General features: G+C 71.7%; 10 protein-coding genes. 6 read left to right on the forward strand and 4 right to left on the reverse strand.

Annotated elements, in window-relative coordinates; all coding sequences use genetic code 11:
- Positions 1–4: 4 nt before the first annotated feature.
- From ACIREO_RS37055 to ACIREO_RS37065, 3 genes are all read right to left on the reverse strand, one after another.
- Positions 5–3616 carry a hydantoinase B/oxoprolinase family protein gene (locus tag ACIREO_RS37055; protein ID WP_404118755.1) on the reverse strand — a complete coding sequence of 1204 codons (3612 nt, stop codon included), beginning with the start codon at positions 3614–3616 and terminating at the stop codon, positions 5–7.
- Positions 3617–3688: 72 nt separating this feature from the next.
- A complete protein-coding gene (locus tag ACIREO_RS37060; RefSeq protein ID WP_404118757.1) occupies positions 3689–5107 on the reverse strand; it encodes a HEAT repeat domain-containing protein in 1419 nt (472 codons plus the stop codon).
- Between the two features lie 285 nt (positions 5108–5392).
- Entirely contained in the window at positions 5393–5785 is a 393-nt protein-coding gene (locus ACIREO_RS37065) for an ankyrin repeat domain-containing protein (RefSeq protein ID WP_404118760.1), read from the reverse strand.
- A 327-nt stretch (positions 5786–6112) separates the two neighbouring features.
- Here ACIREO_RS37065 and ACIREO_RS37070 point away from each other — a divergent pair, with 327 nt between their 5' ends.
- Complete coding sequence (locus tag ACIREO_RS37070) at positions 6113–6307, forward strand: hypothetical protein (protein WP_277335051.1); 195 nt, start codon at positions 6113–6115, stop codon at positions 6305–6307.
- Positions 6308–6344: 37 nt separating this feature from the next.
- Positions 6345–7946 (forward strand): hypothetical protein, encoded by a 1602-nt coding sequence (locus ACIREO_RS37075; RefSeq protein WP_404118762.1) that lies wholly within the window; start codon positions 6345–6347, stop codon positions 7944–7946.
- A 12-nt stretch (positions 7947–7958) separates the two neighbouring features.
- Here ACIREO_RS37075 and ACIREO_RS37080 read toward each other — a convergent pair whose 3' ends face one another.
- Positions 7959–9458 carry a PLP-dependent aminotransferase family protein gene (locus tag ACIREO_RS37080; RefSeq protein WP_404118765.1) on the reverse strand — a complete coding sequence of 500 codons (1500 nt, stop codon included), beginning with the start codon at positions 9456–9458 and terminating at the stop codon, positions 7959–7961.
- A gap of 101 nt (positions 9459–9559) precedes the next feature.
- On the opposite strand from ACIREO_RS37080, the gene ACIREO_RS37085 reads away from it, so the two are divergent.
- The 4 genes from ACIREO_RS37085 to ACIREO_RS37100 all read left to right on the forward strand — a co-directional run bounded on the left by ACIREO_RS37085 (position 9560) and on the right by ACIREO_RS37100 (position 13047).
- Positions 9560–10228, forward strand: coding sequence for a YitT family protein (locus ACIREO_RS37085; RefSeq protein WP_404118767.1), 669 nt, complete (start codon positions 9560–9562; stop codon positions 10226–10228).
- 5 nt (positions 10229–10233) lie between these two features.
- Positions 10234–10998, forward strand: a complete 765-nt coding sequence (locus tag ACIREO_RS37090; RefSeq protein WP_404118913.1) for a glycerophosphodiester phosphodiesterase — start codon at positions 10234–10236, stop codon at positions 10996–10998.
- Positions 10999–11044: 46 nt separating this feature from the next.
- Positions 11045–12409, forward strand: a complete 1365-nt coding sequence (locus ACIREO_RS37095; protein ID WP_404118769.1) for an MFS transporter — start codon at positions 11045–11047, stop codon at positions 12407–12409.
- A 263-nt stretch (positions 12410–12672) separates the two neighbouring features.
- Positions 12673–13047 carry an RNA polymerase-binding protein RbpA gene (locus ACIREO_RS37100; protein ID WP_078598328.1) on the forward strand — a complete coding sequence of 125 codons (375 nt, stop codon included), beginning with the start codon at positions 12673–12675 and terminating at the stop codon, positions 13045–13047.
- Positions 13048–13181: the final 134 nt, after the last annotated feature.

A 13181-nucleotide genomic window follows, 5' to 3' on the forward strand; every position in this document is an offset into this window, starting at 1 on the left:
CCGGTCACGGTTGCCCGTAACCGCCCCCTCCGGGGGTGCGCAGCACCAGGACGTCCCCGGTGTCCAGCTCGGCGGTGTCGCAGCCGTCGAGCGGCGTGACGGCCGCCCCGCGCGCCCGTTCGACGTACTGCTCGCCGAGCGCTCCGGGCCGACCTCCCGCCATGCCGTACGGCGGCACCCTGCGGTGGCCCGACAGGAGGGCCACGGTGACGGGTTCGAGGAAGCGGATCCTGCGCTCCACCCCTCGGCCGCCGTGCCACCGGCCGGGGCCTCCGCTGTCCTCGCGTACGCCGAAGCTCTCCAGCAGCACCGGATAGCGCCACTCGAGGATCTCCGGGTCGGTCAGCCGGGAGTTGGTCATATGGGTCTGTACGGCGTCGGCGCCGTCGAAACCGTCGCCGGCGCCGGATCCGCTCGCGACGGTCTCGTAGTACTGGACCCGGTCGTTGCCGAAGGTGAGGTTGTTCATGGTGCCGGATCCCTCGGCCTGGACACCCAGAGCCGCGTAGAGGGCGCCGGTGACGGCCTGGGACGTCTCGACGTTGCCGGCGACGGTCGCCGCCGGGTGGACGGGTGCCAGCATCGAGCCCTCGGGGACGCGGATGTCCAGGGGCTTCAGGCAGCCGCTGTTGAGCGGGATGTCCTCGTCGACGAGGGTCCGGAACACGTAGAGGACGGCGGCCATGACCACGGACGTGGGGGCGTTGAAGTTGCCGGTCTGCTGGGGGGAGGTGCCCTCGAAGTCGAGGACGGCCCGGCGTGCTTCACGGTCGACGGTCACGCTCACCTCGATGACGGCGCCGTTGTCGGTCTCGTAGCGGCAGGAGCCGTCGCGCAGCCCGGCCACGATCCGGCGTACGGATTCCTCGGCGTTGTCCTGGACATGGCCCATGTATGCCTCGACGACGTCCTGCCCGAACTGACGTGTCATGCGCCGCAGTTCCGTGATGCCCTTCTCGTTGGCCGCGATCTGGGCGCGCAGGTCGGCGAGGTTGGTGTCCGGGTCGCGCGAGGGGTGGGCCGCCGTCGTGAGCAGGTCCCTGGTCTCCGCCTCGCGAAGGGTTCCGTCGCGCACCAGCAGCCAGTTGTCGAACAGGACGCCCTCCTCGTCGACCGTACGGCTGAAGGCGGGCATGGAGCCCGGGGTGATGCCGCCGATCTCCGCGTGGTGGCCGCGCGACGCCACCAGGAAGCGCAGCCGGCTCTCCTGTCCGTCCGCGGGCTCGTCGAACACGGGCGTCACGACGGTCACATCGGGCAGATGTGTGCCGCCGTGGTACGGATCGTTGACGGCGTACACATCACCGGCCCGCAGGGTGCCCCGGTTGCGTCGCAGCACCTCCTTGATGGACTCCCCCATCGAGCCCAGGTGGACCGGGATGTGCGGGGCGTTGGCCACCAGGTTGCCGTCCGCGTCGAACAGCGCGCACGAGAAGTCCAGCCGTTCCTTGATGTTGACGGAGTGCGCCGTGTTCTCCAGTCGTACGCCCATCTGTTCGGCGATCGACATGAAGAGGCTGTTGAACACTTCGAGCATGACCGGGTCCACCCGGGTGCCGACGGCCGTCCGCTCGGGGCGCGGTTCGGCCCGGCGCAGCACGAGGTGTCCGTGAGGTCCGGCCGTGGCCTGCCAGCCGGGGTCGACGACGGTGGTGGCGTCGTCCTCCGTGACGACGGCCGGGCCGGTCAGGGTGTCATCGGCGCGGAGTGTCGAACGGCGGTACAGGCCGGCGTCCCGCCATCCGCCTCCGGTGAACATGGTCACGGTCCCGAGGGGGCGGAGCGGTCCTTCGCCCGTGCCGGCGCCGACGCGCGGCGGGGTGTGCGGTCCGGCTGTGCCGGTTGCCTCCACGGAGACGGCCTCGACCACCAGGGGCTTGTCCATGGTGAACCCGTAGCGCGTCCGGTGGGCTTCGGTGAACTCCTCGGTCATGGCGGTGACGGTGCCGAGGGCGACGGGCAGGGCGGCGTCCGTACCGGCGTGGCGCAGGAGGACCCGGGCCCGGGTGCTGATGGCGCCGTCGGGGACGCCGTCGGCACGGAGATCTGCCCGGGTGTGCTCCGCCAGGCTCTCGCAGACGCCGCGCACCCGGCTCGCGGTCGCGCCGTCCAGCGCTGCCTCGACGGACTGTTCCCGCATCGCGGTCGCGTCGGCGAGCCCGATCCCGTACGCGGAGAGGACACCGGCGAGCGGGGGTACGAGCACGGTGTCGATGCCCAGGGCGTCCGCGACGGCGCAGACGTGCTGCCCTCCGGCGCCGCCGAAACCGGTGAGCGCGTAGCGGGTGATGTCGTGGCCCCGTTGGACGGAGATCTTCTTGACGGCGTTCGCCATGTTGAGCACGGCGATCTCAAGGAAGCCCGCGGCGACATCTGCTGCCGTACGGCTGCCCGCCGAGGCGTCCGACACCTCCTCGGCCAGCGCCTCGAAGCGCTCCCTGACGAGACCGGCGTCGAGCGGCTGGTCGCCCTGGGGGCCGAAGACGGCGGGGAAGTGCTCCGGGCGGATGCGGCCGAGCATCACGTTGGCGTCGGTGACGGTGAGCGGCCCGCCCCTGCGGTAGCAGACGGGGCCGGGGTCGGCTCCGGCCGAGTCGGGGCCGACCCGGTAGCGCCGCCCGTCGTAGTGCAGGACGGATCCGCCGCCCGCGGCGACGGTGTGGATGCTCATCATGGGCGCGCTCATCCGCACCCCTGCCACCTGGGTCCCGAGCTCGCGTTCGAACTCGCCCGCGTAGTGGGAGACATCGGTGGAGGTGCCGCCCATGTCGAAGCCGATGACCCGGTCGTGGCCGGCCTGTGCGGACGTGCGCACCATGCCGACGACGCCCCCGGCCGGGCCGGAGAGCACCGCGTCCTTGCCGCGGAAGTGCGCGGCCTCGCGCAGCCCGCCGTTGGACTGCATGAACATGAGGCGGATACCCGGGAGTTCGCCTGCCACCTCTTCGACGTAACGGCGCAGGATCGGCGAGAGATAGGCGTCGACGACGGTGGTGTCGCCACGCGGCACGAGCTTGATCAGCGGGCTGACCTCGTGCGAGCAGCTGATCTGGGTGAAACCGGCCGCCCTGGCCTCCTCCGCGACGGCTCTCTCGTGGTCCGGGTGGCGGTAGCCGTGCATGAGCACGACGGCCGCGCTGCGCATCCCGTCCTCCGCGGCCGCCCTGAGCCGCTCGGCCACGGCGTCGCGGTCGAGGACCTTCACGATGCCGCCGCGGGCGTCGGTGCGTTCCGGGACCTCGACAACCCGGTCGTACACGGCCTCGGGGAGCAGGATGCGGCGGTCGAAGAGACGGGGCCGGTTCTGGTACGCGATCCGCAGGGCGTCCCGGAAGCCTTCGGTGATGACCAGGACGGTCGGCTCGCCCCTCCGCTCCAGCAGGGCGTTCGTGGCGACCGTCGTGCCCATCTTGACGCCCGCGACCCGGTCGGCGGGGACCGGTTCGTGGGGCCCGAGACCGAGCAGCAGCCGGATGCCCGCGACGGCCGCGTCGCGGTAACGGCCGGGGTCGTGCGACAGGAGTTTGCGGGAGACCAGCCGGCCGCCGGGGTCTCGCCCCACCACGTCCGTGAACGTGCCGCCGCGGTCGATCCAGAACTCCCAGCGCCCGGTCATCCCTCTATTCTGGCGTGCGGGACGAAGCCCCGCAGAAGCGGTGTACGGGCTCCGACGTCAGCGGAGCCCGGCTCAGACGGCGGGCGCGTCCGGTCCGATCCTGCTGCGTACGGCGGTCTGGACCTCGGCTTCCTCGGCCGGGTCGGCGGCGAGGCGCCTCAGCCGTTCGGCGACCCGGATGTCCCCGGTCTCCGCGTGGTGCGCGGCCAGCTCGCGGGTGGTCTCCTCGCAGTCCCAGAGGCACTCGACGGCGAATCCGCTGGCGAAGGACGGGTCGGTGGCGGCCAGCGCGCGGGCGGCGCGGCCCCGCAGATGGGACGAGGACGTCTCCCGGTACACATGGCGCAGTACGGGTGCGGCACAGGCGATGCCGAGTCGGCCCGCGCCGTCGACGAGGGTCCACAGGAGGGGGGAGTCGGGACCCTCACCCCTCACCGCCTCACGCAGCGCGGCGAGGACGAGCGGGGCGTCCTGTGCGGCGCCGCGGCAGGCCAGGACACCCGCGGCCGAGGCTCCGAGGGCGTCGGGCCGATGGGCCCAGCGCCTGGCCCGGTCGACCGCTGCTTCTCCGCACATGCGCTCGAAGGCGGCGACGGCTGCCTCGGCGACCACGGAGGACGGGCCGGCGACGGCCTGCTCGATGAGGTCGAGCACGGCTGGGTCCTGGGCCTCGGCGAGATAGTGCAGAGCGGCGCAGCGAGCGCCGTCGGAGCCGCTGCCTGCCGCCTCGACGATCAGGGGCCGGTCCTCGGTCCCGGCTACGGCGGAGAGGCATCGGGCCGCGGGCACATGGAGCGCGCTGCCGCGTTCCAGTCCTTCCTGGGCCCAGTCGAAGACGGCCTGGACGCTCCAGCCGGGGCGCGGTCCGCCAGGCCTCATCTGCCGCTGCCACCGGTCGAAGGAGCCCTGCTCCGATGCCGCCCTGACCCGGGCACCGATCTCTTCGCGCGGATCGTCGGCCCAGAGCCGCCAGGGGCGGGGCTCGAAGGCGTCCCGCACGGAGGCGGCCAGTTCGGCGGTGCCCTCCGCGGTGGCGGGGAAGCGGGCGAGGACCGGCTCGGCGAGGGAACGCAGCCCGGCGTCGTCGTCCCGCAGGGCGAGCTCGTCGAGTGCCCAGGCCCAGTTGGCCCCGGTCGCGGCGTAGCGGCGCAGGAGAAGGAGGGCGTCGTCGCGCCCGTAGGAGGCGAGGTGCCCGAGCACGGCGAGGGCGAGGCCCGTGCGTGAGTCGTCGGTGTCGAGATGGTCCTCGGGATCCCACAGGTGCCGCTCGATCTCCTCGGTGCCACCGTCGAGGTCGAGGTAGAGACGGGCGTAGTAGAGAGAGCGGTTCTCGACCTGCCAGTCATGACGCGGATCGCTCATGACGCAGTGGTTGAGAGCCGCGAGGGCCTCGGGGCGCTGGGCGGCGAGCGCGTGGAGCGTGCCGTCGCCGCGGCCCCTCTGCAGCAGGCCGAGCAGTGTGCCGCTCGGCGCTATGAACGGATCGAACATGGGGAAAGCCTCACATCAAGCTGTCGACGCAACCGGGGACTGTGCTGTTCCAAGTGCCGGGGTGACATCCCCCGGGGCTGCATGGAGTTGTCCCGTGGACGCAGCGGGACAGCTCCATGCAGCCCCTAGGCCGCGCAGCAACATGATCGGCCGACCGCAGTCTTCTGCCTGGTGCTCATCTTCCTCTGCCTCTCGTCGGTGGCCCGGAACGGGCCCGCGACGTCATGATGACCCAGCCATTTCGCCGACGCGACCACATTTACGGCGCACCGGCCGGCCGGCGTCTCAGCGCGCACCGAAGAGTTCCAGCAGGTCGTCCTTGCCGAACATGCGCGCGGTGTCCACGGCGGAGGGTGTCCCGGCGGCGGGATCGGCCCCCGCGGAGAGCAGTGCGTCGATCACTTCGCGCTCGCCCTTGAAGACGGCTCCGGCCAGTGGGGTCTGCCCCCGGTCGTTGGCCCGGTCCGGGTCGGCGCCACGCCCCGCGAGCGTGACGACGGCGGGGGCGTGCCCGTGGTAGGCGGCGAGCATGAGCAGGGAGTCGCCCCGGTCGTTGGTGAGGTTCGCGGGGACTCCCGCGTCGACATAGGCGGCGAGCGCGTCGCTCTCGCCCCGGCGGGCCAGGTCGAAGACCTTGGTCGCCAGCTCGACCACCTCGGGATCGGGGGTTTCGCTCATCGGACGGACCGCCTTCCATTGCCGTTGTCGCGGTTGCTGACCTGGTGGGGAGTACGGCGGTGGGCCGTACGAGTGAATCGACAGAGTACTGCTCCGGCGCAGTCGTCAGCCTGCCCGGGAGCGGCCGAAGATCACCCCGCCGGGGTCACTTTCCGGCGGGGGCTGGGCGCGCGCGGTTCACGGAGCTCCTGGGCAACGGTTTTCCACCCACCAGTTGAGTGAAAACAAGCGATATTCACTCAGTTGCACCTTTTATCGTATAGGTACATCTTGTGATCCTGGAAGTACTCATGGTGACTGTCCCCCCTCAACCAGGAGAAAACGCTCATGATCCTCTCCATCTCGGGCGTGGTACTGCTCGGCATCATCGTCTTCCTGTTCTTCAAGAAGGACGGGCTCAAGGCGTCCCACGGCCTCATCTGTGCCCTGTTCGGCTTCTACCTGGCCGGCACGGCCATCGCCCCCAGCATCACGGCCGGCGGGGCGAGCCTCGCCAGCATGCTGGGCGGGATCAAGTTCTGACGCTCCGAAACAGCTCCCACCTCTCCAGGAGACCGACGTGGCCCGGCGACCACTCCCCCGCATCCTTCAGCGCGGCAGCGCTTCGATCACCCGCAGTCGCGAGATCGCGCGCACGGCCGCCGACAACGCCACCGACGTCCTCCACCCGCTGATCACGGTCACCCGTGGTCTGCGGCTGCTGGCGGGAGCCGGGCGGCAGAAGTGGGCCGCGGCGCCCAAGGACCGGCGCGGACACGTGCTGTTCCTCGTCGCGGCCTGCGTACTGGTGGTGGCGCTCATCCCCTACGGGCCCCTGCTGGCCCTCATCACGGTGATGGGCGCTGCCGCGTGGCGGGGGCGTGACCGCACCCCCGCGAGGACCGGCCCCGACGAGGCGGAGACCGCACGGCTCCAGGCGCTGTACGAGGCGCTCGTGCCGCACTTCTCCGTGGCCGACGACCCCGGTCCGCTGTTCTCCCACGGCGGCGACTGGGAGAAGGCCTTCGGCACCTCGTACGAGTTCGACGGCAACGGCCGCCTCACCCGGCTCCGGGTGAACTACCCGGCGTACTTCACCGACGGCGATCCCGCGTCCCGTGCCCGGGTCGAGCAGGTGCTCCACGCCAAGTCGGGACGGGGCCGCGAATACCACTTCGCCTGGGACGAGGAGAGCAACCACCTCCTCATGACCGTGCTCTCCGCGCTCCCCACCACCGTCGCCGCCCAGCGTTTCGTCACCGCGCCCGGCGAGACAGTGCTGGGCTTCACCGACGCCGACGCGGTGCGGCGCACCGTCCCGGTCCAGGACGGCGACGTGACACGGGACGCCTCCCCCGTGATCTGGCGGACCGGCGCCCGTTCGACGGAACCCCATCTCCTGATCGCGGGGCACCCCGGCAGCGGCACCACGACCCTGATGCGTTCCCTCGCCCTGCAGGCCCTCCAGCACGGCGACATCCTCGTCGTGGAGGGGGGCGGCACCGGCGAGTACGGCTTCCTGGCCGGCCGCGACGGCGTACTGGCCGTGGAGTGCGGTCTGGCCGGCTCCCTGGCGACGCTGGAATGGGCGGCGCACGAGACCGAGCGACGGCTGATCGCCGCCAACCGGGCCCGTCAGGCCGGGCACCCGGAGCCCGAGGACATCAAACGCCCCCTCTGGATCCTGCTGGACCGCCCGAGCGTGCTGGGGCACCTGGCGGCCGGCGACGGCAGGCAGGATCCGCAGGAACTCCTCCAGGTGCCGCTCCGGCACGGCCGCGCCGCCGGGGTGACGGTCGTCGTCGCGGACCAGTTCGACAGCCTGGACTCCCTCACGGAGACCGTGCGGACCCATACCAGGGCACGCGCAGTACTCGGCCCCGCGGACCGGGAACAGATCGAGGCGGTCCTGGGCACCCGGCCGCACACCACACCGACCCCCGACGTCCCGCCGGGCCGCGGCTACATCCGGCTGGGCACGGGGCCGGTCCTGCGGCTCCAGGTACCGGCCACCCCGGACCCGTACGACGACGCCACGAGCGAGGCGCACCGGCGGGCGGTGCTCGACCTGCTGCCGGGCGGGGCGACAACGGTGGAGCAGGCCGTGCCGGAGGACGCCGCCGGGCCCGTGACCGTACACACCGACCAGCTGATCGGGGCGCCGGCCGTCGCGGAGGGCTGACCGCCGGGCGCCTCAGGCCACGAAGGTCCGGGGCGCCTCGGCTCCCGCGCCCGCACCCGAACCGACCAGCTCCGCTGCGGCGGCCAGCCGCAGCGCCGCCTCGTCCGCCACCGGGCCGCCCACGGTGAACGGCAGCCGCACATAGCCCTCGAAGGCACCGTCGACCCCGAACCGGGGCCCCGACGGGACGCGGACGCCGACCCGCTCGCCGGCCACGGCCAGCCGGGAGCCGGAGAGCCCGCCGGTGCGCACCCACAGCGTGAGACCACCCGCCGGCACCTCGAACTCCCACGCGGGGAGCTCCCGGCGCAGGGCGCGCACCAGGTCGTCCCTGTTCTCCCGTGCCTGCTCGCGCCGGATGCTCACGGCCTGCTCCCAGCCGCCCGTCCGCATCAGCCAGTTGATGGCGAGCTGTTCCAGCACGGGTGTCCCCATGTCGGCGTACGCGCGTGCCGCGACCAGGCTGCGGATGACGTCCGGCGCCGCCCTCACCCAGCCGATCCGCATGCCGGCCCAGAAGGCCTTGCTCGCGGAACCGACGGTCAGGACGGTGCTGCCCGCCGGATCGAACGCGCAGACCCTGCGGGGCATCTCGACATCCGCGTCCAGCCGCAGTTCGTGCATGGTCTCGTCGACCACCAGGACCGTGCCCGCCGAGCGTGCGGCCTCGACCAGGGCGCGGCGCTGCTGCTCGTCGGCCAGGGCCCCGGTGGGGTTGTGGAAGTCGGCGACGACATAGGCCAGTCTCGGCGCGGCGTCCCGCAGGACCTGCCGCCAGCGGTTCATGTCCCAGCCGCCGAGGCCCTCCTCCATGGCGACCGGCACCAGCCTGGCGCCCGCCTCCCGCATGAGCTGGAGGATGTTGGCGTAGCTCGGGGACTCCACGGCGATCCGCTCGCCGCGTCCGGCGAAGAGATGGCAGATGGCGTCGATGGCGCCCATGGCCCCGGTGGTGACCATGATCTGTTCGGGCATCGTGGGGATGCCGTGCCCGGTGTAGCGGTCCGCGATCATCTGCCGCAGCGCGGGAAGGCCCGCCGGGTAGTCGCCATGTGTATGGGCGTACGGCGGAAGCTCCTCCAGGGCGCCCTGCACGGCCCGGGTCAGCCACGGTTCCGGGGCAGGCAGCGAGGCGCATCCCAGGTCGATCATCGAGCCGAGCGACTCCGGGGGCAGCGGCTCGAGACCGCGGGCGGGCAGCGGGTTCCCCGCGGGAACCGCGGTCCAGCTGCCGGCTCCGCGGCGCGACTCCAGGAATCCCTCCGCCCGGAGCGCCTCGTACGCGGCGGCGACGGTGGTACGGCTGAGGGACAGCGCCAGCGCGAGCTCACGTTCGGCGGGGAGCCGCGCGGCGACCGGGACGCGGCCCTCCAGGACGAGCAGGCGCACTCCGTCGGCGAGGGCGCGGTAGGCGGGCGGCTTACGGGCACCCGGCGGCAGGGGGCGTGCCTGCTGGCCCTGGAGCTGCCGGGCGAGTTGCGCCGCTCCGACGGTCGAAGTCCACTGAGCCATGCAAATCAGTCCACCTTCCTCGGATTGGCCGTAGTTGAATGCCAATCCCCCGCCACAGAGTGACACGCAGCAGTCCACTACCACCACACAGGGGGCACCACTTGTCCGACACCACCTCCAGGAGCGGCACGCGGCTCGGCCGGCGGCTGATCCACCTCTACGTGGGCCTGGCCCTGTACGGGGCGAGTTCGGCGCTCCTGGTCCGCGCCGGGCTCGGACTCGAGCCGTGGGGAGTGCTGCACCAGGGGCTGGCCGAGCGGACCGGCATCTCCATCGGAGTCGTCTCGATCATCGTAGGAGCGGTCGTCCTGCTCCTGTGGATCCCGATCCGGCAGCGGCCCGGGCTCGGAACCGTCTCCAACGTCTTCGCGGTCGGCATCGCGATGGACGGGACGCTCGCCCTGGTACCGGATGTGCACGGCCTCGGGGCACGGATCCCGGTGATGGCCGCCGCCATCGTGCTCAACGGCGTCGCCACGGGCCTGTACATATCCGCGCGGTTCGGTCCGGGGCCGCGCGACGGCCTGATGACGGGCCTGAACCGGCTCACGGGCCGTTCCATCAGGCTGGTGCGTACGGCGATCGAGGTGGCCGTGGTCGTGACCGGCTTCCTGCTCGGCGGCTCCCTGGGCGTCGGCACGGTCCTCTACGCCCTGGCCATCGGCCCTCTCGCCCAGTACTTCCTGCGCTTCTTCGACCTCCTCGCGCCGGACGCCGGCACCGTGGCCGTCGCCGGGCGGTCACCGCGAGGGGCGATACTTCGGCGGTGACCGCAGTGACCTCGGGGCGCCACCCCTATCTGGACCACCCTTCGACGATCCCCTTCGCCCACCGCGGCGGGGCGGCGGACGGCATGGAGAACACCGCAGCCGCGTTCCGGCGCGCGGCCGGCGTCGGCTACCGCTACTTCGAGACCGATGTGCACGCCACGGCGGACGGCCGCCTGGTCGCCTTCCACGACTCGACCCTGGACCGGGTGACGGACTCCCGGGGACGGATAGCCGGGCTGCCCTGGAGTGAGGTACGCCGGGCCAGGGTGGCGGGCAGCGAGCCGCTGTCGCTCTTCGAGGAACTGCTGGAGGAGTTTCCCGACGCCCGCTGGAACGTGGACATCAAGGCGGAGCCCGCCCTCGTCCCGCTCCTCGAACTGATCCGCAGGACCGGCGCGTGGGACCGGGTGTGCGTGGGGTCGTTCTCCGAGGCACGCGTGGCCAGGGCCCATCGCCTCGCAGGCCCGCGCCTGGCCACTTCCTACGGTGTACGCGGCGTGCTCGGCCTGAGGCTGCGCTCGTACGGCATCCCGGCGGCGCTCCGGGCGGGCGCGGTCTGCGCCCAGGTCCCGGAGAGCCAGAACGGCGTCCGCGTCGTCGACCGGAGCTTCGTCCGCACGGCGCACGCGCGCGGCCTGCAGGTCCATGTCTGGACGGTCAACGAACCGGCACGGATGGCGGCGCTCCTCGACCTCGGGGTGGATGGCATCATGACCGATCACATCGAGACGCTGCGCACGGTGCTGAGCGAGCGAGGGGCCTGGGCCTGACGCCGGGACCCGCGGTGTCCGCACGGGACGAACGAGGGGGCGCGTCGTGAGCACCGGTATCGCGGGTACGGAGGATCCGGCCGGACCGCAGGCCGCGGCCGCCGGACGCAGGCGAGAGCAACGCGGCTGGTATTTCTACGACTTCGCGTGCTCCGTGTATTCCACCAGTGTCCTCACGGTCTTCCTCGGCCCCTATCTGACGTCGATCGCCAAGGCTGCGGCCGACGCGGAGGGGTTCGTGCATCCGCTGGGCATACCCGTGAGGGCGGGATCGCTCTTCGCGTACACCGTGTCGCTCTCCATCGTCGTGGCCGTGATCGTCATGCCCGTCGTGGGCGCGGCGGCGGACCGCACGGGACGCAAGAAGCCCCTGCTCGCGGCGGCCGCGTACACGGGTGCGACGGCGACGGCCTGCATGTTCTTCCTGGACGGCCACCGCTATCTGCTGGGCGCCTTCCTGCTGATCGTGGCGAACGCGTCGATCTCCGTGTCGATGGCGCTCTACAACGCGTATCTGCCCCAGATCGCCACCCCGGAGGAACGCGACGCGGTCTCCTCCCGCGGCTGGGCCTTCGGGTACGCCTCGGGGGCGCTCGTCCTCCTCCTGAACCTGGTCCTCTACACGGGCCACGACTCCTTCGGGCTGTCCGAGTCCGACGCGGTGCGGATCTGCATCGCCTCGGCCGGCGTCTGGTGGGGCGCCTTCTCCCTCGTGCCCCTGCGGCGGCTGCGTGACCGCGGGGTGGCGCCCGGTGGCGACGGCGCGGTCGGCTCCGGCTGGCGGCAGCTGCGGGCGACCCTGCGCGACATGCGCCGTCACCCGCTCACGCTGTCCTTCCTGCTCGCCTACCTGATCTACAACGACGGCATCCAGACGGTGATCTCCCAGGCCTCGCTGTACGGGTCCGAGGAGCTCGGCCTCGACCAGACGACCCTCATCACCGCGGTGCTGCTCGTGCAGGTGCTCGCGGTGGCCGGGGCGCTGGGGATGGGGCGACTCGCCCGGCTGTACGGCGCGAAGCGCACGATTCTCGCCTCGCTGGCCGTCTGGACGCTGATCCTCGCCGCGGCGTACGTGCTGCCGGCCGACGCGCCGGTGTTCTTCTACCTTCTCGCGGCCGCGATCGGCCTCGTGATGGGGGGCAGCCAGGCCCTCTCACGGTCCCTGTTCTCGCACCTCGTACCGCGCGGAAAGGAGGCGGAGTACTTCTCCGCCTACGAGATGAGCGACCGGGGACTCAGCTGGCTGGGGCCGCTGGTCTTCGGTCTCGGCTACCAGCTCACCGGCAGCTACCGGGACGCGATCCTGTCCCTGGTGCTCTTCTTCGCGCTCGGATCCGTACTGCTGGCGAGGGTCCCCGTGCGGGCCGCGGTGGCCGCCGCGGGCAATCCTGTGCCGGACCGGATTTAGACGTTGAAGTGAAAGGCCGGTAGTGTACGCCTTTGGTGTGCTCGGAGGACCGTTACTGCGAGTGGAAGAAGTCAAACCGTTGGGTGACAACTTCGACCAGTTGTGACAAACCGGGCACCGGCGGGTAGTAAACCCAGACAAGCAGCGGCACGACGGGCGACGCATGTCCGGCAACGGGAATCTTTACCGCCGACCGGACGTTGACCGGATGACGACGACAGCGACACCTGTCCTGTGGGCGACAAGCCCGGGAGGCACGATTCATGAGTGAGCGAGCTCTCCGCGGTACGCGACTCGTGGTTACCAGCTACGAGACGGACCGCGGCATCGATCTGGCCCCGCGCCAGGCGGTGGAGTACGCATGCCCGAACGGACATCGATTTGAGATGCCGTTCTCGGTAGAGGCGGAAATTCCGGCGGAGTGGGAGTGCAAGGCGTGCGGCGCCACGGCACTCCTTGTGGACGGGGATGGCCCCGAGGAGAAGAAGGGCAAGCCTGCGCGTACGCACTGGGACATGCTCATGGAGCGGCGTACGCGCGAGGAGCTGGAGGAGGTGCTGGCCGAGAGGCTGGCGGTCCTGCGCTCCGGCGCAATGAACATCGCCGTGCACCCGCGGGACAGCAGGAAGTCTGCCTGACCGCGTATCACCGCACAGATACAAGAGCCGCGGGGGGGGGCCCCCCCCCCCGGGGGGGGGCCCCCGCCGGTGGGGGCCGCCCCACCCCCAAAGGGAGGCGCTTGGAATAAGGCCCGGGGGGCTGAGGGGGGGCG

This window comes from Streptomyces sp. NPDC102441 (assembly GCF_044765585.1).
Classification (GTDB): Bacteria; Actinomycetota; Actinomycetes; order Streptomycetales; family Streptomycetaceae; genus Streptomyces.

What these genes read in the sequence shown, in the direction of transcription:
- ACIREO_RS37055 (WP_404118755.1), bottom strand. Translation starts at nt 3,616, where the DNA reads ATGACCGGGCGCTGGGAGTTCTGGATCGACCGCGGCGGCACGTTCACG.
- ACIREO_RS37060 (WP_404118757.1), bottom strand. Translation starts at nt 5,107, where the DNA reads ATGTTCGATCCGTTCATAGCGCCGAGCGGCACACTGCTCGGCCTGCTG.
- ACIREO_RS37065 (WP_404118760.1), bottom strand. Translation starts at nt 5,785, where the DNA reads ATGAGCGAAACCCCCGATCCCGAGGTGGTCGAGCTGGCGACCAAGGTC.
- ACIREO_RS37070 (WP_277335051.1), top strand. Translation starts at nt 6,113, where the DNA reads ATGATCCTCTCCATCTCGGGCGTGGTACTGCTCGGCATCATCGTCTTC.
- ACIREO_RS37080 (WP_404118765.1), bottom strand. Translation starts at nt 9,458, where the DNA reads ATGGCTCAGTGGACTTCGACCGTCGGAGCGGCGCAACTCGCCCGGCAG.
- ACIREO_RS37100 (WP_078598328.1), top strand. Translation starts at nt 12,673, where the DNA reads ATGAGTGAGCGAGCTCTCCGCGGTACGCGACTCGTGGTTACCAGCTAC.